Origin of the sequence: Microbacterium sp. K27, assembly GCF_004794435.1 — a bacterium.
Lineage (GTDB): Bacteria > Actinomycetota > Actinomycetes > Actinomycetales > Microbacteriaceae > Microbacterium > Microbacterium maritypicum_A.
In genome coordinates, this window is the sequence record NZ_SSDK01000043.1 from 1 (window position 1) to 22,830 (window position 22,830).

The following is a 22,830-nucleotide window of genomic DNA, read 5'->3' on the forward strand; positions in this document are numbered from 1 at the left end:
CACTCTCTGACACACATGGTGTCGAAGCGGGGTCGGTGGTTCATCCACCGGCCCCGCTTTCCTTATGCTGAACCCGTGAGCGTCCAGATCGTCTTCGTGCACGGTATCCGCACGTCCGCCACCATGTGGCGGTCCCAGGCGGCCTACCTCGAGGAGCGCGGCTACGCCTTCACCGCCGTCGACCTCCCGGGGCACGGTACGCGGATGCAGGAGGACTTCACCCTCCACGAGGCGCTGCACACTATCGATGAGGCGGTGCGCGCCGCGGCCGAGAAGGGCCCCGTCCTGCTGGTGGGGCATTCGATGGGCGGGTTGCTCTGCCTCGCGTATGTCGGGGGCTCGGAGCAACCTCCCGTCGCGGGGCTGATCGCGGCGTCCTGCACGTCGATCCCTCACGGTGCCGGGCTCGCGGCCTACCGTCTCTTCACTCGAGCCGTCGATGCCCTTCCCGACCGCGGGATGTGGCTGACCGGCCGGATCCTCGAAGCCACCGTGCCTGTGGAGACCCGGTCCGACTTCGCCGCCGGCGGCTACGCGCTCGACACCCAGGACGCCGCGCTGCGCAGTCTGGCCGCGCTCGACATCGCCGCGGCGATCCCTCGCATCACGATTCCGCTCTGGTTCGTGAACGGGCAGTACGACCAGCTGCGGCTCAACGAGTCACTGTTCCGACGGCTCGCCCCGCATGCCGAGCTCATCATCGTGCCACGCACGACGCACCTCGTCACCGCGATGCGGCCGCAGATCTTCAACGCCGTGCTGCAGCTCGCCATCGCGACCGTGGAGCGTGACGCCGCGCAGGGAGTGGCGCGTGACCCCTCGAGTTCATGACGCCCTGGCCGGCTGCCGCGCGAACGCCGTGAGCAGCCCGCCGACGAGGGAGAGAACCGCCGCCGCGACGAACACGAGCCAGAAGCCGCCGACCAGCGCGACCAGTCCCGCCCCCAGCACAGGGCCGATGAGCTGCCCGAGCGCGGCTGTGACGTTCACGATCCCGAGGTCCCTCGCATGGTCCTGCTCATCCGGGAGCAGGTCGGCGGCGAATGCGAGGCCCACCGTCGAGAACGCGCCATAGCCGAGGCCCATCAGCGCGGCGGCGACCATCGTCATCTCGAACGTCGGTACCAGCGCGATCGCCACCCCCGAGGCCGCCTGCACGACCGTCGCCGCCACCGTGAGCGTCCGGCGATTCCCTGTCCGGTCGGAGACGATCCCCGTGATCACCGAGGCGATGACGACGAACACCGTGTAGACGACGATCAGCAGCAGCAGGTTGTCCTGGGCGATGGCGCTGGGCTGGCCGAGGCCGTGCAGCAGGAAGAACAGGAACAGCGCGGTCCCGAGCGCGTTGCCGACGTTCGTCACCAGGCGCCCGGACAGCATCCAGGCGAAGTCGCGATCGCGCAGCGAGTCCAGGTGGCGGCGTCCGATCCGTTTCGGCCGCATCGCCTCCGTGGTCGGTGGATCGGGCAGCAGCAGCGCCGCCGTCGTACCGACCACCGCGATGATCCCGGCGAGCAGGAGATAGCCTTCCCGGAGCTCGAGACCGAGCAGGACAACGAGGCCGACCCCGACCACGATGCCGACAGCCTGGCTGGACCCGACCGCGGCGGAGGCGGCCCCGCGCTGTGTCGTCGGCAGCTGGTCGGCGATCAGCGCGGTGAAGGCGGCGGACGACACCGCCACGCCGATCGACACCCCGACCCAACCGGCGCCCACGGCCCATGGCCCTTGCGCGTAGCCGGTGAGGACGAGGCAGACCGCGGTGAACAGCACACCGCCCAGCGCCCACGGACGCCGACGGTGGCGGCCCGCAGCCGCGCGGTCCGAGAGCGCGCCGGCCGCCGGTCCCGCGATGATCCCGGCGAGCCCGCCGATTCCGAGAACCAGTCCCGAGGAGACGACGCCCCGGATCCAGTCGTCCTGCGGGGTGTCGAGCTGCAGCGGCAGGAGCAGCTGCACCGGCGTGAGCTGCACGGTCCAGATCGCCAGCCACGCGAGCGTGAACAGCGACATCCAGCGCGCGCCCGCGCGGACCGGGCGCGTTCCGGTCGCTTCGGTCATCTCGCCGCCTCCGTCGTGGCAGCGGTCGCATCCGTCCGCGCGCTCTCGATGATCCCGCGGTACCAGTCGTACGACGCCTTGCGGGTCCGTTCCCCCGTCTCGAAGTCGACGTGGACGAGTCCGAAGCGCTGAGTGTAGCCGTCAGCCCACTCCCAGTTGTCGAGCAGCGACCACACCGTGTACTCCTCCACCGGCACCCCCGCGTCGATCGCCTCCCCTACCGCGGCGATGTGTCCCGCCAGATAGGCGATCCGATCGGCGTCATCAACGCGGAGGGCGCACTCGGGTTCCGGGAACGAGGCACCGTTCTCGCCGATGATCACAGGCGGCATCTGCGGATGCCGGGTGTGCAGGTCGATCAGGAGATCGCGCAGCGCGCTCGGCATGATCGGCCATTCCGGACCGAACCCGGTGACCGGGACTCCCGGAGTGGGCACGATGTCGAACGGGATCGGGCTCTCCTGCTCGGCGGCGGTCACCGTGGTCGGGTTGTAGAAGTTGATGCCGTAGAAGTCGATCGAGCGTCCTATGGCCTCGAGGTCGCCGTCCTGCACAGGCATCGGGGGCAGGCCGAGTGATTCCAGGTCGGGGTATGTTCCGGCGAGGAGGGGTTCGCTGAAGATCCGGTTGTGGATCAGATCGTAGACCGCTGCGGCCTGGTGGTCTTCAGCGGTGTCGCCCAGCGGCAGGACCCGAGTGTGGTTGTTGACCAGTCCGACCGATGCGGCACCACGCTCCCGCAGAGCGGCTGCCGCGCGAGCATGGGCGAGCAGTTGATGGTGAGCGGTCGGCAGCGCGCCGAAGAGGAGCTGCTTCCCGGGCGCCAGCGCGCCGACCGCGTATCCCTGAAGCGTCATCATGGCGGGCTCGTTCAGGGTGTACCAGTGCTGCACCCGGTCGCCGAGACGATCAGCCACGATGGCCGCATAGTCGGCGAAGCGCTCCGCGGTATCGCGCTCGAGCCAGCCGCCGCCTGCTTCGATGAGACTCGGCATCTCCCAGTGGAACAGGGTGGGGAACGGGACGACCCCGGCATCGAGGAGGAGATCGACCAGGCGCGAGTAGTGATCGAGGGCCGACGCGTCACCGCGGCCGAGGCCGTCGGGCTGCACGCGAGCCCACGGGATCGAGAACCTGTAGCGGTCGAGACCCAGGCCCGCCGCAAGGGCGACATCATCCTCGGAGCGCCGGTAGCTGTCGCACGCGGGATCCGCCGTCGATCCGTCGACGATCGCTCCCGGTCTCTCGAGGAAGTCATCCCAGATGGAACGACCGGATATCCCGGTGGGGCGCGACCCCTCGATCTGGAACGCTGAGGTCGCGGCGGACCAGCGGAGCCCGGCAGGCGCAGACAGGCGAGGGAACGCGGGGGTCATGGGGCTCCTTGACATCAGTGTCGAGATAGTGATGAGTCTGCACCCGGTACCATCGAATGCGCGACTGCGTCTCGCATTCTCCTCGTCGTTTCGCGTCAACAGCCCCTCTGCTGGTAGACTCGACTCTTGGCTTGCGTGTGGGTTCTTCCCTCACGACCGCTGTGCAGCAGCCCTCTTCTGCTGCCGGCATTCCGAAAACTCCTGTACAGAAAGCGTCCACACGTGGCAAACATCAAGTCGCAGATCAAGCGCAACAAGACCAACGAGAAGGCGCGCGAGCGTAACAAGGCCGTGAAGAGCGAGCTCAAGACGGTCATCCGCACCACTCGCACGGCCGTCTCCGCCGGTGACAAGGCCGCCGCAGAGGCCGCCCTGAAGAAGGCTGCCGTCAAGCTCGACAAGGCCGTCAGCAAGGGTGTCCTGCACAAGAACCAGGCGTCGAACCGCAAGTCGGCTCTCGCCAAGCAGGTCGCTTCCCTCTGAGCCGAAGCTTCTGAGAAAGGCCCGTCCCGTTCCTCGGGGCGGGCCTTCTTCATTGCATCGGAGCGTCCCGGCAGTCGAATCCGACTGGCCACTCTCGCTCGACTACTCGCCGAACGGCTGACGAGTGGCGATGACGGTGACCATGCGCTCCAGCGCGAAGATCGGGTCGCGTGCCGCACCCTTGACCTCGCCATCGGCCCTGGCAGTGGCCTGGATCGCCATTCCGAGTGACCGCTCGTTCCAGCCGGCGAGATCGCGGCGTGCGCGGTCAACCTGCCAATCCTTCATTCCCAGACGCTGAGCGAGCTGGCGGCTCGGCTCGCGGTTGCCTGCGACTCGTGCCATGGTGCGGAGCTTCATGGCGAAGGCCGCGACCATCGGAACCGGGTCGGCGCCCGACGAGAGAGCATGACGGAGGGCGATGAGGGCCTCGCCGTAGCGTCCGGCGATGGCCGTGTCGGCGACGACGAACGCCGACACCTCGACCCGACCTCCGTAGTACTTGGTGACGATGTCTTCGGAGATGTCGCCCTCGACGTCTCCGATGAGCTGCTGGCAGGCCGCGGCGAGCTCGGTGAGGTCGTCGGCGAAGGCCGAGACCAGGGCTCGAAGAGCCGGAGGCGCGATGCGCTTCTTCGCCGCGCGGAACTCGCCGGCGGCGAAGTCGACTCGGTCGCTGTCGCGCTTGATGGCAGGGCAGGCGATCTCGATACCGCCGCCGTTCCCGGCACGGACAGCGTCGAGCAGCTTCTTGCCTCGCACGCTGGCGCCCGTGTGGCGAAGGATGACGGTCGCGCCCTCCTGCGGGTTGTCGAGATACGACACCGCTTCCTGGATGAAGGCATCGGAGCACTTCTCCACGCCGGAGACGCGGACGAGACGTGGTTCCCCGAACAAGGACGGCGATGTGAGGGAGAGCAGCGTTCCGGGTGCGTAATCATCGGCCCGTACGTCACTCACTTCGAGCGCGGGGTCCTCGGCACGGAGGTAGTCGCGAACGCCGGCGATCGCGCGCTCGGCGCAGACCTCTTCCGGGCCCGACACGAGCACGATCGGAGCGGGGTGCGGCTCACGCCAGGAGACCTGCGGGATCTTGGTGGGCTTCGCGCCGCCGCGGGAAGGGGTTCGCGAAGCTGCCATGGATCCAGCCTACCGGCGGTCGCCGACATGGTTCCGCTCCTTCGAGGCTGATCCGAGCGGCTCATCCGGCAGGCTTCTCCGTCCAGACCTGCAGTTCGCCGTCGCGAAGACCGAGCAGAATGCGCCCCCGGTCGTCGGTGCGCAGCACATGTGCACCGGTCGCCGCCAGGAGATCGAGGGTCTCGGAACGAGGGTGCCCGTAGTCGTTGTCCGCTCCGACGCTGAACAGCGCCACCCGGGGCCGCATCGCCTCGTACAGACCGGGATCCTGGTCGGCGCTGCCGTGGTGCGCCACCTTGACCACGGCGTACGGTGCGAGTCTCGCTGTGCGCTGCAACATGCGCTGAGGCGCGGCGGAGAGGTCGCCGAGGTAGATCGATCGGGGCACCTCTCCCCCGTCGAACTCCATCACCACGCTCGCATCGTTGCCCTCGGGAAAGGCCGCGGAGTCGCGCAGCGGCCAGAGCACACGCCATGCGGCCTCGCCGAGCATGCCGTGCTGGCCCGCCGATGCTTCGTCGACGCGCGCGCCTCCCTCGACGAGGTCATCGAGGAGACGTCGATCGGCGTCCTCGGCGATCGGACCGTGCATGACCACGTCGACACGACCGCGCACCGCCTCAGCCCCGCCGACGTGATCGAGGTCGAAGTGGGTGAGGACGAGAAGGTCGATGCGCTCGACGCCGAGCGACCGCAGACATGAGGCCAGTGGCTGGGGCTCCGGCCCCGTGTCGATCAAAGCGACCTGGGTCGCCGAGCGCACGAGCACCGCGTCACCCTGCCCGACATCGCACGCCGCGACGGCCCAGGCGTCGGGGGTCGTCGCCGTGGCGAGGGGGCCGTCGAGAAGCGCACGAGAACCGGCGAACGACAGCACCACGACGACGATCATCGCCGCACCGCGACGTCCCCAGGCAGCCGCCCGCTCCACACGTGAGCCCGGCTGATACGCGGGGGCACGCATCAGCACGATGGCGATCGCCGCACTCACCACCGCCACCACCAGGGCACTGCCGAGGCCGGGCGGTACCAGGACCTGCGCGCCCGGCAGCTGGGCCGTGGTGGTCGCGGTCATCGCGATCCACGCCGCGGGAAGCCACGCCGAGGCCGTCAGCAGGTCAGCGAGCACCGGCAACGGAGCGGCGAGGCAGGCGAGGAGCCCGATCACCGTCGCGACCGGGGCTGCGGGCCCCGCGATCAGGTTCGCGGCGATACCGACCAACGACTGCTGTTCCGCGAACAGGGCGATGATCGGGCCGCACGCGAGCTGCGCGGAGAGCGGGACCGCGACAGCGAGCGCGACGGGGCGCGGCATCCCCCGAGCCAAGCCGCGCGCCAGAGGTGGGGCGAGCAGGATCAACGCACCCGAGGCGACGACCGACAGCGCGAACCCCGGCGTCGCCGCCAGCCAGGGGTCCGCAACCAGAATCGTGGTGGCGCACAGCGACAGCATCCCGGCCCCGGCGCTCGGCTTCCCCGACGGCACGGAGAGCATCCCCACCGCCGCCATCACCCCTGCCCGGATCACACTCGGCTCGGGAGTCACCAGAACCACGAACCCGGTCAGGCCCACGAGTGACAGGACGACACGCAACCGGCGGCCGCCTCCGCACAGTGCCGTCAGCCAGAAGATCGCGCCGACCACGATCGCGCAGTTCGCTCCGCTGACCGCAGTGAGGTGACTGAGCCCGCTGGTGCGCATGTCGTCGTTCAGCTCGGCGGTGACGGCGCGCGTGTCGCCGACCGCGAGTCCGGGAAGCAGCCCGTTGCCCGGTTCCGGCAGGCGTAGAGACCGTTCGACGAACACGCTCTTGATCGTCGCCGCCGCACCGAAGACACCAGGCGCGGGCGAGATGACCTCGGCGTCGCTCGCGAAGACGACCAACGCTGAGCGCTCCACGGCATCCGTCGCCGATGACTCGCCCACGACCCGAACCGTCGCGCCGAGGTCGAAGCCCTCGGCCGGGACGACCCCCAGGCGCACCGGGGCGGCGGACGCCACCGCACGGCCCGGCGGCCCGAGCGTCGATGTCACCGCCTCGAACCACAGCCGCCCATCGCGTCCGATCGATGCGGAGGACGTCACCTCGGCCGTGATCTCGACCACGCGAGCGTCCCACCCCTTCGCCGCTTCCCGCTCGGGGACGGCGAACCCGACCGATACCGCCGCAGCCGCCATCGCGGCCAGCACGACGACGGCGAGGCCCCCGAGTGCCCAGGACTCTCCATGGCGGTTTCGACGGTGCACGACCGATGCCAGCACGCCTACCGCCCCGAGCCCGCACACGGCGGCGCACCCCCACGCGACCGCAGGGAACATCACACACAGCAGCGCGACGCACCACACCGCCACCGCGAGCGGCACGAGCCGGAGGTCTCGTCCCCTCACACCCTGACCCCGTCGCGCAGGCCTGCGACCAGCTTCTCCCCGATGCCGGGAACCGCCAGGAGGTCATCCACCGAGGCGAACCGGCCGTTCTCCTCCCGCCAGGAGATGATCCGCTCCGCGAGTGCCGGACCGATACGCGGGAGCGTCTCCAACGCCGCCTGATCCGCGGTGTTGAGGTCGATCCGGTCATCGTCCGGTGGCGGTGCGACTTCGCCGGGCCCACCCGCCATGGCTCCGGCTGCCGGCACGACGACCTGCTCTCCGTCTTCGAGCATTCGAGCGAGGTTGACCGCGGCCAGATCGGCCTCGACGGTCGTTCCCCCTGCAGCCGCCAGCGCATCGACGAGCCGTGCGTCACGATCGAGCACATAGAGTCCGGGCTTCTCGACAGCCCCGAGAACGTGCACGTAAAGGTCATCGGTCGCTTCGCGGCCTGCGCCTGTTCCCGTACTCGTGTCTTCGAGCGGCACCGATTCGACAGGCGCGGCCTGCCCCCGCATGATCCCGAGCCCCACGGCAGCCGACAGCACGACGAGAGCCAGCACCACCGCCGCTCCGATGCTCAGACGCAGTCGGCGCCGAGGTGGGAGGGGTGCCTGCGGAGATTCCATCCGGCCACGCTAGGCGCGGTCGATCCTCCGGCCGGGCGGCATTCGCCCCTGCCGGGGACAACCCCGTGCGAGGAGACTTCCGTGGAGGACAGGCGATCAGCCCGTACGTCGATCAGCCCTTGACGACGAAGCTCACGATCTTCGGAGCACGCACGACGACCTTCACGATCTCGCGGTCGCCGATCGACCGGATCACGCGCTCGTCGGCGCGGGCCAGAGCCTCGAGCTCCGACTCGCCGATACGCGCCGAGACCTCGAGCTGGGCGCGCACCTTGCCGCCCACCTGCACGACGGCGGTGATCGTGTCCTCGATCAGCAGTGCCGGGTCGGCGGAACGCCACGTCACCAGGCCGACGGAAGGCTCGTGTCCGAGGATCTCCCACATCTCCTCCGCCGTGTGCGGAGCGATGAGGTCGAGCATCACGGCGATCGTCTCCGCGGCTTCGCGGACGGCGGGGTCAGCCGCGCCGGCGGCACCGTCGATCGTCTTGCGGGTGACGTTCACGAGCTCCATCAGGCGCGCGACCAGCACGTTGAACTTCGTCTGCTCGACCAGCGCGGGCGCTTCGGCGAGCAGCTTGTGCGTCGCGCGTCGCAGCGCGGAGTCACCGCCGTCGAACACCACGTCGACCGGGCTCGACACCTCACCGGCGATGCGCATCGCGCGCGCCAGGAACTTCTGGGCGCCGGTCGTCGAGACGTCGGCCCAGTCCTTGTCGTCCTCCACGGGACCGGCGAACGCCAGCCCCACACGCAGGGCGTCGGCGCCGTGGGCGTCGAGCTCCTCCTGGAAGAGCACCAGGTTGCCCTTGCTCTTGGACATCTTCTGCCCGTCGAGCAGCACCATGCCCTGGTTGATGAGGTTCGAGAACGGCTCGGTGAAGTCGATCAGCCCCATGTCGAACAGGACCTTCGTGATGAAGCGCGCGTACAGCAGGTGCAGGATCGCGTGCTCGACACCACCGATGTACGAGTCCACCGGTGCCCAGCGCGCCGCCTGCGCCGGATCGAAAGCCACCGTGTCGCTGTTCGGCGAGAGGAAACGCAGGAAATACCACGAGCTGTCGACGAACGTGTCCATCGTGTCGGGGTCGCGCAGCACGGGGTCGCCCGTCTGCGGGTCGGTCGTGCGCACCCAGCTCTCGGCACCGCCCAGCGGCGAAGTGCCCTTGGGCTTGAGGTCGAGTCCTTCGACGCTCGGCAGCTTCACGGGGAGCTTGTCCTCGGGAACCGGGATGATGCTGCCGTCTTCGGCGTGCAGCATCGGGATCGGCGTGCCCCAGAAGCGCTGACGCGAGATCAGCCAGTCACGCAGACGGTAGTTCTTGGCGGCACGACCCGTGCCGGTCGCTTCCAACTGCTCGATCGCACGCGCGATGGCGTTGCGCTTGGAGAGCCCGTTGAGTGCACCGGAGTTGATCATGCGGCCTTCGCCGGTGAGTGCAACGCCCGTGGTGGCGGGGCTCTGCTCCTCGAGCGCGGCGCCCGTGTCGATCGGCACGCCCTCGTCGTCGACCTCGATCACCGGCATCGCGCCCGTGACGGGAGCCGTCGTGTCGACGACCACCTTGACGGGCAGGTCGAACGCACGGGCGAAGTCCAGGTCGCGCTGGTCGTGCGCAGGAACCGCCATGACCGCACCGTGACCGTAGTCGGCCAGCACATAATCCGCCGCCCACACCGGCAGCTTCTCGCCGTTCACGGGGTTGATCGCATAGCGCTCGAGGAACACACCGGTCTTCGGGCGGTCCGTGGACTGCCGATCGATGTCGGTCTCCTTCTGCACCTGCTCCAGGTACGTCTGGAAGCGCTGACGCACGTCATCAGAAGCACCGGCAGCGAGTTCGGACGCCAGGTCGGAATCGGGTGCGACCACGAAGAACGTCGCGCCGTGCAGCGTGTCAGGGCGCGTCGAGAACACCGTGACCGGCTCCTCACGCCCCTCGATCAGGAAGTCGACGTCGGCGCCCACGGAGCGTCCGATCCAGTTGCGCTGCATCTGCAGCACCTTGTGCGGCCAGAATCCCTCGAGCTGGTTCAGATCGTCGAGCAGACGGTCCGCGTAGTCGGTGATCCGGAAGTACCACTGCGTGAGCTTCTTCTTGATGACCTCGGCTCCACAGCGATCGCAGCGTCCGTCGACGACCTGCTCGTTCGCCAGCACCGTCTGGTCGTTCGGGCACCAGTTCACCGGGCTCTTCTTGCGATACGCCAGGCCCCGCTCGTACAGCTTCAGGAACAGCCACTGATTCCAGTGGTAGTACTCGGGGTCGGACGTGTGCAGGACCCGGCTCCAGTCGAACGAGACGCCGTACTGTTCGAAGCCGACCTTCTGCTGCGCGATGTTCTGATACGTCCAGTCCCGAGGGTCGGCACCCTGCCGGATCGCGGCGTTCTCGGCGGGCAGCCCGAAGGAGTCCCAGCCGATCGGGTTCAGGACGTTGTGTCCGCGGTGGCGCCAGAAACGGGCCACGATGTCGGAGTAGAGGTAGTTCTCGGCGTGCCCCATGTGCAGGTCGCCGGACGGGTACGGGAACATCGCGAGCACATACCGACGCGGGCGGGTGTCGTCGTCGCCACCCGTGAGGAACGTGCCGTTCTCCGCCCAGTACTTCTGCCACTTGTTCTGGATGGCGTGCGCCGACGGGGTCTCGTCGTCGGCAGGAGCGGTGGACAGGTTCTCAGACAACGAACGCACGACCAATCTGATGGAAAAAGCGGGATCAGTTCAGGATATCGGAACGCCAGGGCCCGGGCATTCCGGCACCGAGCGCCATGAGCGGTGCCCTCGCCTTGGTCGCGACCTCGGCGACCTCTGAGGTCGCGATCGACCCCCAGGTGATCCCTCCGCCGGCGCCGACCACAGCCTGCTCCCTTTCGATCACGATGCTGCGGATCACCATCGCCAGATCCAGGGTTCCGTCGTCACCGATGTACCCGAAGCATCCGGCGTACACGCCGCGAGGCCCGCCCTCCAGCTCGTGCAGCCGGGTCATCGCCGACAGCTTCGGAGCCCCGGTCATGCTGCCGGCTGGAAAGGCCGCCTCGAGCAGGGCCTCGACCGTTGTCCCCTCGGCCGCCCGCCCACTCACGGTACTCACCAGCTGGTGCACGGCGGGATAGCTCTCGACCACCCAGAGACCCTCCACACGTATGCTCCCGGGCTCGCACACCCGCGAGAGGTCGTTGCGCATCAGGTCGACGATCATGACGTTCTCGGCGCGCTCCTTGCGGTCCGTCGCCAGTTCGGCGGCGAGCGCGGCGTCTTCGACCGGATCGATGCTTCGGGGCCTGGTGCCTTTGATGGGACGGGTACGGATGACTCCGCCCGCGGCATGGAGGAACTGCTCGGGACTGGCACTCAACAGGGTGCGATCGCCGATGCGCAGGAATCCGCCATGATGGGCGGGCGTGGCGGCGCGGAGCCGACGATAGACCTCGACCGGGTCGTGGGCGCCGGCCACGGTGAAGCGCGTGGTGAGGCACAGCTGGTAGGCGATGCCCGCACGGATGAGATCGCGGCAGCGTTCGATGAGTGCGGCGTACTCGCCGGGGTCGTGTCGGGCGACGGCGATACGCGGCGGGTGGTCGGGGTCGCTCATCGAGGAGGGCACGGCTTCCGGGACCCCCACCAGTGCCCGGACGTCTACCGCCCAGTCCTCGACGTCGCTCTCCATCCCGAGCACCCAGACGCGCTGCTTGTCGTGGTCGAAGGCGACGACACGGGTGGCACGCAGCCAGGAACCGCCCGAGCCGTCTTCCAGGCCCGCGACCGGTGCACCGACGGCGGCGGCGCCGCTCTCATAGTCGAGCCACCCCACCCAGCCCCCTGTGAACGGCGGCAGCTCAGGGTGGGCAGCGACGACGTCGACGCGCACCTGGCGCGGAAGCGTCGAGCGCTCCCCCGTCCCGACGAAGCTCCATCCGGTGAGCGCGTCAGCCCCAGCGTCGAGCCAGAACACATCGGCGGTCCCGGCTTCCAGCATCCCGAACACCGACGACGGCTCCACCCAGTCGGGAAGCGGACGAGCACTCAGCTGTTCGGGCACCTTTCCAGCCTAGGACCGGGTGGCTCCCGTATCCTCATGGGGTGGACGACCTCCTGATCTGGCTCCTCGACACCGTGCAGTCGATCGATCCGTTCGCCCGCACGCTCATCGCCGGGCTCGCCGTGATGCTGGAGACGAGCATCCTGATCGGCCTCATCGTTCCCGGCGACACGATCGTGATCATCGCGTCCATGGGTGTCGCCACTCCCCTGGAGGGCATCGCGATGGGTGTCGCGGTCGTGATCGGCGCGCTGATCGGTGAGAGCATCGGGTTCTGGCTGGGACGCTGGCTGGGCCCGCACATCCGCGTCTCCTGGTTGGGGCGGCGGATCGGCGAGCACAACTGGGTGCGTGCCGAGAACTATCTCGAGCGCCGCGGGGGGATCGCGATCTTCCTCTCCCGCTTCCTCCCCGTGCTGCATTCTCTGGTTCCCCTCACCGTCGGGATGAGCGAGTACCCGTACCGCAAGTTCCTGGCATGGACGGCTCCCGCCTGTGTCCTCTGGGCCACCGCCTATGTGAGTGTCACGTCGCTCGCCGCCGGCAGCTTCCGCGAACTGGTCGATCGCGTGCACTTCGCCGGGTACATCTTCGTCGGCGTGATCGCCCTGTTCCTGCTTCTGGCTTTCCTGGGCAAGAAGCTGCTGCAGCGCATCGAAGCCCGTCACCTGGAGTCCCCGGAGGCAGAGGCCGACGCCGACGTGAAAGACTGAGGCAATGGCATCGGCTCCCCCAGCCCCCCGGATCCACTGGTTCGCCCGACTCGAACACCGCTTCCATGTCTGGCGTGAAGGTCGTGCGCGCCGTCGTGGCCGTGTCGCGACGATCCTTCCCTTCCCCGGCTACGGTGGTCCGGAATGGGTCCGCGTCGTCGGCCGGGTGCTGATCGTCCCGCCGCAGCGTCGCACCCGAGACGGTGAACCCGCCAGCGTCCGCGGATGGCGCAGCTTCGTCGGCATCCCGGTGGGATTCGCCGCTGTCAGCGTGCACTTCGGCGAGACCACTCACCAGGTGGCTGCCGACCGCGGCGGCGTGGTCGATGCCATGATCCGTGTCGATCTGGAACCCGGCTGGCAGACGTTCACGTTCTCCGTCGAGGGTCAGGCGCCGGTGGAGGCTCGCGCATTCATCGTGGCCGAGGGCACCTCGTTCGGCGTGGTGTCGGATGTCGACGACACCGTGATGGTTACGGCGCTGCCTCGTCCCTTCATCGCCTTCTGGAACTCCTTCGTGCTCGACGAGCACGCACGCCTTCCCGTCCCGGGGATGGCCGTCCTCCTCGACCAGCTGCTCCGCCAGCACCCGGGTGCACCCATGGTGTACCTCTCCACCGGTGCGTGGAATGTCGCCCCCACTCTGTGGCGCTTCCTCGGTCGCCACCTCTTCCCCGCCGGCTCCATGCTCCTGACCGACTGGGGTCCCACTCACGAACGGTGGTTCCGCAGCGGGCGTGAACACAAGCTCACGAACCTGCGTCGCCTCGCGACCGAGTTCCCCGACGTGAAATGGCTGTTGATCGGAGACGACGGCCAGCACGACGAGTCGATCTACAGCCAGTTCATGGACGAGTACCCCGATTCCGTCGCCGGCGTCGCGATCCGTCGTCTGCTTCCCGCCGAGGCCGTGCTCGCCGGTGGACGCGCCGGTCACGAACCGCACTCCGAAGATGCCGCCCCGTGGGTGAGCGCCGAGGACGGCGCCGGTCTTCGCGATCTGCTCGGCGAAGCCGGCATCCTGCACTGACATGACCATCGCCCGCCCGGACTGGACCCTCCGCGAGGAGGCGCATCGTGAACGAGCCGACGCCCTCACCGCGGCGCACCGCGAACGGGCGACGCGGGCGGAGAAGCATCCGGTGTGGGACTTCCTCTTCACCTACTACTCGTACAAGCCCGCGCACCTGCGTCGATGGCATCCGGGGGCCGGTGTCGAACTCGCCGATGCGCCGGAACGCCGCGACTGGCGGTGGTACTCCCCCGGGCGATCGCCCGGCAGCGTCGTGCCGGATGCGGCGACTTTCGGCGCAGAGAAGACGGAGTTGGCCGCGCTCATCGAGCGCATGCTCCGCCGCACCGCATCCCGCCCCGGACAGTTCGGCTGCTTCGGCCTGCACGAATGGGCGATGGTGTACCGCGCGGACGAGCATCGCCACGCGGTGCCGTTGCGACTCGGGCAGGCGGGCACGGATGCCGTCGTCGAGAATCATGAGCTGCGTTGCACCCATTTCGACGCATTCCGCTTCTTCACCCCCGAAGCGGTCCCCCGCAACCGCACACCGTTGAGCCGCGACGACCAGCCCCTGTTCGAGCAGCCCGGTTGCCTGCACGCGGGGATGGACCTGTACAAGTGGGCGACGAAACTCGGGCCCCTCATCCCCGGCGAACTCCTCCTGGATTCGTTCGAGCTCGCCCGCGACATCCGACTGCTCGACATGCAGGCCGCGCCGTACGATCTCTCGGCATGGGACGTGGCCCCGGTCCGCATCGAGACGACCGAGGGCAAGGCCGAGTACGTCCGTCGGCAGCGAGGGTTCGCGGACCGGGGTGCCGCTCTGCGCGCAGCGCTGCTGAACGCCTGGCTCGGCGACGGAGCTCGCGAGGCGGCCTGAGCGTCAGCCCACCGGTTCGCAGTCCTCGCAGATCGACCAGCGGGCGGTGGCCGCGGCGCTCTGCATCCGGAGCGCGATCACGCGTGTCGCCGCCTCCTCGAGCCGCTCGGGCGGAAGCGTCCCCGCTTCGACCGCCGCTGCGATGCCGGCGACCATCGATCCGGCTGTCTGCGCGTCGGACCCCGCGATCATCAACACGAGGTCGTTCCCCGCAGCGATCGCCGCCACCGCGTTCGTGACCGGGTCGGCATAGGCCGGATCTCCCGAAGACAGCAGCATGCCGAGGTCGTCGGTCACCGCCACCCCGGTGAAGCCGAGCTCGTCTCTCGCGATCTCATGCCACCGCGGCGAGAGGGATGCCGGCAGCGGATCGACCGCCGCGTAGGCGAGATGCCCGTACATCAGCAGCGAGGCCCCGGCGTCGATACCGGCGGCGAACGGCACGGCCGCGGTGCCGCGCCATTCCTCGATTCCCATCGTGGTGCTCGGGATCGCGTGATGAGAGTCACCCGGAGCCGCGCCGTGGCCGGGGAAGTGTTTGAGGGTCGAGGCGACGAACTGCTCCTGCGCGACGGTTGCCGCCGCCACGCGCTCCGCCGCCGCGGCAGGGTCTGTGCCGAGCGCGCGACCGTGGATGAACGAGCCGGGATCGTCCGTGTAGTCGGCGACCGTTCCGAAATTCACGGTGATGCCCGCTCGCGCCACCAGAGAGCCCCGCGCGGTGAACGCCGCGGACGTCTCGGCGACCGGAAGCCCCTTCAGGGAGGGGGAGGCAGGGAAGCCGTCACCGTGCAGTCGGGAGACGAAGCCGCCCTCCTGGTCCACGGCGATGAGCGGTGGCAGACCGGGATCGACCGTCAGCGCCGTCGTGAGCGCCTGCAACTCCGCTTCGGTCGCGGGGATATTGGCCCCCATGAGGATGAATCCTCCCAGTCCGGACTCCATGTACGACCGAAGGGCGGACGGGTCCGTTCCTGCCACGTGCCCCATGACCACCGTCGCTGCCTGTTCCGCCACGGACATCTCCTTCACCCGCGCCTTCGCACGTGCGGTGAGCAGGTCAGATCCGCTGGTCGACACCGTGGACTCGGGGATGCCCGACGTCGAGGGTGCGCCCACCGCCGACGCTGAGGCGGCCGACGAGACGAAGAGCCCCATCACCGCGGCGAGCGCGAGTGCGCTCGCCGTCCGTCCCCGGCGCCGATTCTCCATGTCGCGCGAAGTGGCGTGTCTCAGCAGGACAGCGCCTCGGCGATCGGCACCGCCGAGTCGGCGTCGCCGTTCCCGAAGCGGATGGTCCGGCCGACCGTGCACGGTTCGTGCAGGGACGCAGCGATCACGGCAGCGACGTCGGCACGCGCGACGGCTCCACGACCGTCCGGATCGAGCTGGATCCGACCGGTGGGATCGTCGAAGGTGAGCGTGCCCGGCGCGAGGATCGTGCCCTCCAGACCGGTGCCACGCAGGTGCTCGTCGGCGGCCCACTTCGCGTCTGCATAGGGGAAGAAGGAGTCGCCTTCCGGCACACCGTGATCAGCGGTGGACCCGAGCCATGACACCATCACGTACCGTCGGACGCCCGCGCGTTCTGCCGCGTCCATGGAACGCTGCGCGGCGTCGCGGTCGACCGCGTAGGTGCGTTCGGCCGATCCGCCACCGGCGCCGGCCGACCAGACGACGGCGTCATGACCGCGGATGATCTCGGCGAGCGCCTCGACATCCATGTTCTCGATGTCGGCGACGAGCGCTTTCGCACCGCCGGCTTCGACATCGGAGGAATGGTCAGGGTTGCGGATCACCCCGGTCACCTCGTCTCCCCGTGCGACGAGGAGCGGCGCGAGCAGGAGGGCGATGCGGCCGTGGCCGCCGAAGACGATGATTCGCGACATGCCTTCACCCTACGCGCCCCCTCCGCACTCAGCGCGGGGTCTGGTCGCTGTCGATCACGAACGCCTGTGGATGGCTCGAAAGGTAGCGCACGACGATCAGCTGACCGCCGGGTATGTACGCGTCGCGGTCGGGATACACAGCGGGGGTGAAGAAGTTGCTCTCCAGCGTGTATTCGACGCCTTCGGCCGTCGTGAACGTCACCCAGTCACCATCCAGAGTCGCCGCCGTCGGTCGGCCGTTGTCGTAGATGTACGCACGGGTGAGGGGCACGCCGGCGAGGCTGAGGATGCCGATCACCAGGGAGGCGAGCATGAGGAAAGCGAGGATGCGCGCGCCGATGCGCACGATTCCTCCCCCGACGCGGCCTCGCGGACGCTGATCCGCACGCAGCAGCCCCTCCCGCTCGCGGATGGCCCGCAGCTCCCCGCCGGGCATCGCTCCCCGCGCCGACAGCGCGAACAGGCCGAGGATCGAGAAACCGGCGATGAACACCATCGCGTATCCGTGCGACGCCGGGAAGTTCACGAGCCAGATGAGCGTGTCCATCGGGTTCATCGCCCCTCCTCCTTCTCGATCGTCACGGCGACGGTCTGCGGGTCCTCACGCCGATAGAACGCCCAGACCGGGGCTCCGACCTGCAGGTGCGGAATGGCCTGCGGGTACACGAAGACCGTGGTGTCCGCTTCCCAGGTCGCCGCCCCCTCCGGCGCCATCAGCACGCGCAGGGCGAGCTCGCTCTGCCCCTCACGACGCCGCCCCGTCGGTCGCACCTCGAGCACGGATGCCGTCACCGGGGTGCCGCTCGTGCGCGCCCGCACCTGCCGCGGATCGATCAGCCCCCGTTCGATCCGCCATTGCAGCATCGCGTCCCGCACCGTGGGGTCGTTCAGGTCGGCGAGCTCCACCGTGTCCTGGTCCGTGAGGCTGTACCGCACGGGTACCGGGAGCCCGACCTGCAGGCCGGCGAGATCAGAGGCGTCGACCAGCGTGCGCAGCTGCGCGATGAACTCCTCTGCGGTGCTCGGTGTCACCCGGATGAACAGGTCGTACTGCGGCACGTCGTTGACGGTGAGACCGGTGCGGGCGACCTCGACGATCGTGCCCACTCCGATCTGCGTCTCTCCGCGCACCCGCTTACGGCGCCCGAGCCCCGACAGGATCCCGCCGAAGGTCAGCAGCAGACCCCACGCCACACCGATGATGATCGGAGCGCCCAGTGTGTCCTCTCCCGAGAACGGAAGGATCGACTGTCTCTGATCGATGCCGAACAGCCCCTCCCCGACCCAGACCACGAGCCAGGCGGACAGCAGCAGCCAGACGACGAAGAACAGGATGCGGAGCATGCCCTCAGCGTAGCCAGGAGCCGATCTGCTCCCGTGCATGGTTTCCGGTGTGCTCTTCGCACCTAGCGCTGATCACCATCACCTGGAATCAGTTCGGTCAGGGAGGGCACGAACACCAGATCCCCGGTTCCCACGCGGAGGTTTCGGCGACGGAGCAAGAAGACGAGTCCGAGCAGTACGAGAGCAAGCGCGGTGACGAAACCTCCCCCGATCTCGATACCGGTCGCAGGGAGGGGCGGTCCCGGGGGTGCTGGTGGGTTCGGAGGTGCCGGCGGTCCGGCGATGAAGTCGACGGTCGCCGTCGCGTCACCAGCGACCTCATCCACGGCAAAGCCGATCGTCGCGGTCTCGACGGTCGTCGAGGAGGTCAGCATGGCCGTGTAGGTGCCGTCTCCGTTGTCGGTCACGGGACCGAGCGTGCCAGCGTCCGTAGACATCGTCACGACATCCCCCGCGTCGGTCACCGGGTTCCCGTTCTCGTCGAGCAAGCTCACCGTGATAGTCGAGGTCGACACCCCATCCGCGATGATCACGACAGGATCCGCGACAATCCTCGACGACCCCGCATCCGCGTTCGCGCGGACGCCGAAATCGACATCCGTGATGCTGGTGTTCGGGGCGACCCGCACCGGCAGCGGTGGGAGTATTGCGAGGCTCGTACCGGTGGGCGGCACGACGGTGACCGCGTAGCTTCCGGCCGACACGCTTGGAAACAGGTAGGTGCCGTCAGCGCTGGAGTCGGCGGTCAACACCGACGCGAGGGCGATGTCATCCCCGCCTCCGCCGTCGTCGATTCCGTTGGCGCCGTAGGAGTATCCGTCAATGATCTGGACGACAGGGCTCACGACGGGCGTGTCGCCTGCGGAGAGGTCTCCTGAGCGATCGATGTCGTGGAACACGAATCCGGATACCTCTGATGCTGCGGACTCCAGTTCGATTGCGGCGGCGGCGGTGATGGGGATCGGGATCTCGGTGACTTCGCCCCACACGTCGTTGACCATGACACCGCTGCGTGCGAGCGCCACAGCGGTGAGCGTTATGTCCATCGCCTGGACCGTACCGGGCGTCAGCTCCGGGGTTATGAAGCGGATGGCTGTGACGGTGGGAGGTTGAGCTGATACCCAGTTGATGCCGGTTGCCCCGGATGGATCGACGGCGATAGCGGCTTCGACATTCGCTGAGGGGTCTTCGGTGTATGTGACGGCCACGCCAGTGGTGCCGTCACGTGGTTCGACCGACTCGACAGAGAGGTCTCCCAGCCCTGCGGTGCCTCGGATATCGCCGGCAAAGGGGAGGACGTCCACGAAGGATGCAGTCCCTACAGAAGTCGCGAGCCTGTTCGCCCAGCCGATCGTGTAGGTGAACGGCACTCCTGGTGCGACGGCGGCGACGGATGCCGTCTTCGTTACGGTGAACTCTGCGACGGCGTTGACGATGAGCTCATCGTTGCTCGTGCGTACAGCTTCTCTGGCCGGGTCGGAGGGGCTTGCGATCACGGTGGTGGCATCACCGCTTGCCGGGAACGGGGTGGCCGGATCGAGGACTGCCGTGAAAGTGATGGGCGCCAGCGCTGTCCCTGTGGGGACAGGTCCGAGGTTCCAGGTGATGGTTTGGCCGACCCCGCCGCCGGCGCAGTTCACCGTCGCAGGTGTGATCGACGAGGGAGGGCGGGATGCGGATCCCGTCTGGAATGATGCGCACGGAGTACTGAGAGTGGTGGTGATCACGACGTCGACGGCGGTGCGCACCACGTAGTCATTGGTGACAGTGGGCGTGATGGTGATCTCGTGCGCTTCGCCCGGTTGGGCCGATTCGGTGTCCCAGGTCGTGTTTGCACGGACCTTGGCGTCAGCGGCAAGGCCGCGGGCTCCGTTCGCTCCCGTATTCGTCGCGGGGTTGTACGACGAGTTGGCGATAGGGGCATCATCTGCGGTGAAGTTGCTGAAGATCGGTATCGGCGTCCCGGGGGCAGTGTCGATCTCTGTCCGGGTGAAAGGCACGAACAGGTTCATTCCCGTGCTTCCCGGGGCAGGGTCCAGGAAACGCACTCGCACTGCCGTGACAGCGCCGGGTCCTCCCGCCTCGGCGATGTTCGCGAACCAGCCCGCCGCGGCATCACCGGCTGAGCCGCAGTTCGGTCCCCGACGCGCCGCATCATCCGGGTAGGCCGTGTTGCCGTACTCGAGAACCACGTTGGTCGTCGAGCCGCCGTTGCGCGTCGCGTTCGGAGCACGTTCCGCGTCGATTGTGTGAAGCGCGGGATCCCAGGTGATGCAGCTTCGCGCATTGAACGCGTCCGGGCTCGCCGCTGTGGTGTTCATCGCCGCGACCCCGTAGTAGTCCTGGCCGAAATAGATGGGACCATCATTCGAGGTAGCGCTGGAAGCGTCGGGGAGCGGAGCCGAGAAGGCGGTGGAACTCGTCGTCAAAGCAGTCCCGCCTGAGAGCTGCGGAGTTCCCGCCCGCAGGACATTCACGGAGACGCAGTTCCGAGCGGGCACCGTCTCACAAGCAGCCCCAGGTTCCTGTCCGGGCGCGAAGCCACCGTAGTTCGCAGCTCCTGTGGCGCCGAGCGGCGCAAAGCCCGTCAGTTGGAACGTCCCGGTCGTCACGACGCCCACGGGGAACGATGAGGCCGGGAACCACACCACGATCCGGGACGCGGCGAAGTACGCGCCGGGATTATGGGATCCGATGTTCGTGGGGTAGCTGGAGAGAGTCTGGTCCGGGCTCTCGAACGTGACGGTGATCGGCGAGCCGGCGCCCCCGGCCTGGGCGCATACGACTGCCCCGGAGTCCACGACAGCGGAACTACCACCTCCACCACCCAGCGGCGCTTCACCTGTGTTCGTGGTGCAATTCGTCCCCGCCGCAAGCAGCCCGCCGGCGAAGTTACCCGGAAGCACGATCTGGAACGTCAAGGGCGTCGCACCGGGTTCGAGACCGCGGGTTCCCGTCGCAGAGTCGATCGGCATGAACAAATCCGCCGTCATCGCGATGTTGTATCCCGCGATGTCGCTGGAATCCCCCGGACCGTTGGCCGCCGCCGTGGCACCGGAGGTCTGCAGATCGGGTGCCAGTCGCGGCGCCGCGGACGCTGTGACGATGGCGGGGGCCGACTGGAAGGCTCCAGAGGTGACAACGGATTCCAGGAGGGATGAATCCGGGACGGTCAGGACGGTCGCCGTCACGGGGTACGCGCCGGTACCGGACGCCAGCTCGGGGAGCGTGCATGTGAGCGTTGACCCGGACGTGTCGATCGCACCTGCCCCTTCGAGGCATGAGGCCGTGGAACTCGGCTCCCAACGCATGCCGGCAGGAAGCGCTTGAATGAATGTCACATCACCTGCCGTGGCGATCGCGTACTCCCACCGGTAGGTGACCGAGTCGTTCGTTCGCACCACACCGTTCGAGGCTGACGAATCCAGACCCGGACCGTCCGATGCCGAGAAAGGGGCTGTTCCATCGGATGTCACGGAGAGCGCGACGCTTGTCAGGACACCAGGTGCTGCCGAAGCCGGAGCAGCACCGAACAGGCTTGCTGCAGCGGCCAGTGATAACACGACGACGCTGACGATCCCGCGGCGGAATCGGGCCGGCTCTTGCTCTTGGATTGCGGAGACGTTCATCGTTCCTCCAGCACATGCAGTTCTCGATCGAACTCGGCACGACCGACTGCGTCGCGGTCCTCAGTGTGACAGCCCCTCTTCGATTGCGGAACCCATCAGTTGAACAGCAGACGCGAAGCGGACGCGATCTTCTCACCGTCAGGCGTTCGCGAGCACCCGCTGGTTGTCGCGGATGAAGATCGTGCCATCTCGTTCCCACACCTCGAATACGACGAGTGAGGTCGATGCTGGCCCCGCAACGACGGCCCCAGACGCCAAGTCGAACAGCGATCCCTCGGCAGGACACATGATGAAACGCCTGGTGAGCAGGCCGTCCGAGAGCGGCGCCCGGTCATGAGGACACTGTTCCGCGAATGCATAGAGCGCATCGGCCGTTCGAGCGATGCTCACGACGGCAGCGGCGCCAGAAACACGAAAAGGCACCACCTTGCCCAGGCTCACCGACGTGCTCTGCGTCACGGCGTGGACCTCCGGCGCCTGCTTCGCGGTGCGGCGGGTCGAGCGGCGCTTTGGCAACTGTGCTGGCCGTCCGAACAGGAAGTCGAGTTCCTTCTCATCGACCTCGCGAGGCGCCAGGGTGACCTCAGTCACGCAGTGTGCGTTCGAGGGCCGCGTGCGGCGGGAGAAGACGTCCATGATGGTGTGAATCCTTGTCCTTCTCGCCGGTCCGGACCGTTTGCTCGCGGGCTGCGGAAACGGGACGTCACGGCTCGGCGTGGGTAAGAGCACCTGTAGCGGTGTCGAGTCGTCGGAGTGCATGGACCGCTGCACCGATCGTTCGGTGCAGCGTTCGGGTGTCGCTGTACTGGCCCAAGCCGAGCGCCGCATACTGAGTCCCTGTGGCCCACACGGCTCCCAGCTCCCTGTCGAATCGGATGCGATCATCCGGGGTCCGGTGGCCGAGCTTGACGGTTCCGAGGGGATCCAAATGGATCACGAAGGAGCTCTCATTCGCGTCAGCGACGCCCACTCTGAAGACAGCAGCTTTCCGGAGATCGGATCGGGTACTGATCGATACGCCAGCCTTCGCTACGACCGAGCAGACAGCGTGCAAGCGCGACCGTGTCCGGTGTCCGGTGTCCGGCGATACGGTTACCCAAGTCCCGCGGGAGCCAGCCGGCGCCGACGCGATCCACATAGCCGACTCTGTAGCGTGGGTGGCCGAGGCCCGCCACGCGGGCCGCTTGGGGCAGATCCGGAGGGAATGCGTAGACCCGCCCGCATCCGCTCACGACGATGTCCGAGATG

At 68.1% G+C, this 22,830-nt stretch carries 19 protein-coding genes; 6 read left to right on the forward strand and 13 right to left on the reverse strand.

Annotated features, from left to right (window positions below):
- Window positions 1-75 precede the first annotated feature (75 nt).
- The gene (locus DW307_RS13655; protein ID WP_136024978.1) at window positions 76-831 is read left to right on the forward strand and encodes an alpha/beta fold hydrolase; all 756 of its coding nucleotides are present in this window, start codon (window positions 76-78) and stop codon (window positions 829-831) included.
- Here DW307_RS13655 and DW307_RS13660 read toward each other — a convergent pair.
- Both DW307_RS13660 and DW307_RS13665 read right to left on the reverse strand, forming a co-directional pair.
- Complete coding sequence (locus DW307_RS13660; RefSeq protein WP_021198556.1) at window positions 826-2,064, reverse strand: MFS transporter; 1,239 nt, start codon at window positions 2,062-2,064, stop codon at window positions 826-828. The genes DW307_RS13655 and DW307_RS13660 overlap by 6 nt on opposite strands.
- Window positions 2,061-3,440 (reverse strand): glycoside hydrolase family 1 protein, encoded by a 1,380-nt coding sequence (locus DW307_RS13665; protein ID WP_136024979.1) that lies wholly within the window; start codon window positions 3,438-3,440, stop codon window positions 2,061-2,063. Before DW307_RS13665 ends, DW307_RS13660 begins: the two co-directional genes overlap by 4 nt.
- Before the next feature lie 222 nt (window positions 3,441-3,662).
- Between DW307_RS13665 and rpsT the strand changes: the two genes are divergently transcribed.
- A complete protein-coding gene (gene rpsT, locus DW307_RS13670; protein ID WP_017830351.1) occupies window positions 3,663-3,923 on the forward strand; it encodes a 30S ribosomal protein S20 in 261 nt (86 codons plus the stop codon).
- A gap of 102 nt (window positions 3,924-4,025) precedes the next feature.
- Here rpsT and holA read toward each other — a convergent pair whose 3' ends face one another.
- From holA to DW307_RS13695, 5 genes are all read right to left on the reverse strand, one after another.
- Window positions 4,026-5,063 (reverse strand): DNA polymerase III subunit delta, encoded by a 1,038-nt coding sequence (gene holA / locus DW307_RS13675; RefSeq protein ID WP_021198554.1) that lies wholly within the window; start codon window positions 5,061-5,063, stop codon window positions 4,026-4,028.
- Between the two features lie 61 nt (window positions 5,064-5,124).
- Window positions 5,125-7,452, reverse strand: coding sequence for a ComEC/Rec2 family competence protein (locus DW307_RS13680; protein WP_136024980.1), 2,328 nt, complete (start codon window positions 7,450-7,452; stop codon window positions 5,125-5,127).
- Window positions 7,449-8,063, reverse strand: coding sequence for a helix-hairpin-helix domain-containing protein (locus tag DW307_RS13685; RefSeq protein ID WP_136024981.1), 615 nt, complete (start codon window positions 8,061-8,063; stop codon window positions 7,449-7,451). The genes DW307_RS13680 and DW307_RS13685 overlap by 4 nt, the downstream gene beginning before the upstream one ends.
- 112 nt (window positions 8,064-8,175) lie before the next feature.
- Window positions 8,176-10,752 (reverse strand): leucine--tRNA ligase, encoded by a 2,577-nt coding sequence (gene leuS, locus DW307_RS13690; protein ID WP_136025061.1) that lies wholly within the window; start codon window positions 10,750-10,752, stop codon window positions 8,176-8,178.
- Window positions 10,753-10,786: 34 nt separating this feature from the next.
- A complete protein-coding gene (locus tag DW307_RS13695) occupies window positions 10,787-12,112 on the reverse strand; it encodes an anthranilate synthase component I family protein (RefSeq protein ID WP_136024982.1) in 1,326 nt (441 codons plus the stop codon).
- 41 nt (window positions 12,113-12,153) lie between these two features.
- Between DW307_RS13695 and DW307_RS13700 the strand changes: the two genes are divergently transcribed.
- The 3 genes from DW307_RS13700 to DW307_RS13710 are packed head-to-tail and all read left to right on the forward strand — an operon-like array spanning window position 12,154 to window position 14,720.
- The gene (locus tag DW307_RS13700; RefSeq protein WP_136024983.1) at window positions 12,154-12,825 is read left to right on the forward strand and encodes a DedA family protein; all 672 of its coding nucleotides are present in this window, start codon (window positions 12,154-12,156) and stop codon (window positions 12,823-12,825) included.
- A 4-nt stretch (window positions 12,826-12,829) separates the two neighbouring features.
- Window positions 12,830-13,855, forward strand: coding sequence for an App1 family protein (locus tag DW307_RS13705; RefSeq protein ID WP_136024984.1), 1,026 nt, complete (start codon window positions 12,830-12,832; stop codon window positions 13,853-13,855).
- Window position 13,856: 1 nt separating this feature from the next.
- Complete coding sequence (locus DW307_RS13710; protein WP_036271798.1) at window positions 13,857-14,720, forward strand: hypothetical protein; 864 nt, start codon at window positions 13,857-13,859, stop codon at window positions 14,718-14,720.
- Between the two features lie 3 nt (window positions 14,721-14,723).
- Here the strand turns inward: DW307_RS13710 and DW307_RS13715 are convergent, their stop codons facing one another.
- The 5 genes from DW307_RS13715 to DW307_RS18145 form a co-directional block, all read right to left on the reverse strand.
- A complete protein-coding gene (locus tag DW307_RS13715; RefSeq protein WP_240750659.1) occupies window positions 14,724-15,932 on the reverse strand; it encodes a glycoside hydrolase family 3 N-terminal domain-containing protein in 1,209 nt (402 codons plus the stop codon).
- A gap of 20 nt (window positions 15,933-15,952) precedes the next feature.
- Window positions 15,953-16,609, reverse strand: a complete 657-nt coding sequence (locus DW307_RS13720) for an NAD(P)H-binding protein (protein WP_021198545.1) — start codon at window positions 16,607-16,609, stop codon at window positions 15,953-15,955.
- Window positions 16,610-16,637: 28 nt separating this feature from the next.
- A complete protein-coding gene (locus tag DW307_RS13725) occupies window positions 16,638-17,165 on the reverse strand; it encodes a hypothetical protein (protein ID WP_021198544.1) in 528 nt (175 codons plus the stop codon).
- Window positions 17,162-17,953, reverse strand: a complete 792-nt coding sequence (locus DW307_RS13730; protein ID WP_029260196.1) for a hypothetical protein — start codon at window positions 17,951-17,953, stop codon at window positions 17,162-17,164. Before DW307_RS13730 ends, DW307_RS13725 begins: the two co-directional genes overlap by 4 nt.
- A 62-nt stretch (window positions 17,954-18,015) precedes the next feature.
- Window positions 18,016-20,874: an Ig-like domain-containing protein gene (locus tag DW307_RS18145; RefSeq protein ID WP_205810504.1), complete on the reverse strand. Its 2,859-nt coding sequence runs from the start codon at window positions 20,872-20,874 to the stop codon at window positions 18,016-18,018.
- Window positions 20,875-20,926: 52 nt separating this feature from the next.
- Here DW307_RS18145 and DW307_RS18150 point away from each other — a divergent pair, with 52 nt between their 5' ends.
- A complete protein-coding gene (locus DW307_RS18150) occupies window positions 20,927-21,283 on the forward strand; it encodes a hypothetical protein (RefSeq protein ID WP_168436350.1) in 357 nt (118 codons plus the stop codon).
- A gap of 437 nt (window positions 21,284-21,720) precedes the next feature.
- On the opposite strand, the gene DW307_RS13740 is transcribed toward DW307_RS18150, so the two are convergent.
- Window positions 21,721-22,218: a Rieske (2Fe-2S) protein gene (locus DW307_RS13740; protein ID WP_051667811.1), complete on the reverse strand. Its 498-nt coding sequence runs from the start codon at window positions 22,216-22,218 to the stop codon at window positions 21,721-21,723.
- Between the last annotated feature and the right edge of the window lie 612 nt (window positions 22,219-22,830).

Bases quoted from the DNA above. Each gene is read 5' to 3' on its own strand.
- DW307_RS13660 (WP_021198556.1), bottom strand. From the start codon at position 2,064: ATGACCGAAGCGACCGGAACGCGCCCGGTCCGCGCGGGCGCGCGCTGG.
- DW307_RS13665 (WP_136024979.1), bottom strand. From the start codon at position 3,440: ATGACCCCCGCGTTCCCTCGCCTGTCTGCGCCTGCCGGGCTCCGCTGG.
- holA (WP_021198554.1), bottom strand. From the start codon at position 5,063: ATGGCAGCTTCGCGAACCCCTTCCCGCGGCGGCGCGAAGCCCACCAAG.
- DW307_RS13685 (WP_136024981.1), bottom strand. From the start codon at position 8,063: ATGGAATCTCCGCAGGCACCCCTCCCACCTCGGCGCCGACTGCGTCTG.
- DW307_RS13705 (WP_136024984.1), top strand. From the start codon at position 12,830: ATGGCATCGGCTCCCCCAGCCCCCCGGATCCACTGGTTCGCCCGACTC.
- DW307_RS13710 (WP_036271798.1), top strand. From the start codon at position 13,857: ATGACCATCGCCCGCCCGGACTGGACCCTCCGCGAGGAGGCGCATCGT.
- DW307_RS13715 (WP_240750659.1), bottom strand. From the start codon at position 15,932: ATGGAGAATCGGCGCCGGGGACGGACGGCGAGCGCACTCGCGCTCGCC.
- DW307_RS13720 (WP_021198545.1), bottom strand. From the start codon at position 16,609: ATGTCGCGAATCATCGTCTTCGGCGGCCACGGCCGCATCGCCCTCCTG.
- DW307_RS13725 (WP_021198544.1), bottom strand. From the start codon at position 17,165: ATGAACCCGATGGACACGCTCATCTGGCTCGTGAACTTCCCGGCGTCG.
- DW307_RS13730 (WP_029260196.1), bottom strand. From the start codon at position 17,953: ATGCTCCGCATCCTGTTCTTCGTCGTCTGGCTGCTGCTGTCCGCCTGG.
- DW307_RS18150 (WP_168436350.1), top strand. From the start codon at position 20,927: ATGAACAAATCCGCCGTCATCGCGATGTTGTATCCCGCGATGTCGCTG.
- DW307_RS13740 (WP_051667811.1), bottom strand. From the start codon at position 22,218: ATGGACGTCTTCTCCCGCCGCACGCGGCCCTCGAACGCACACTGCGTG.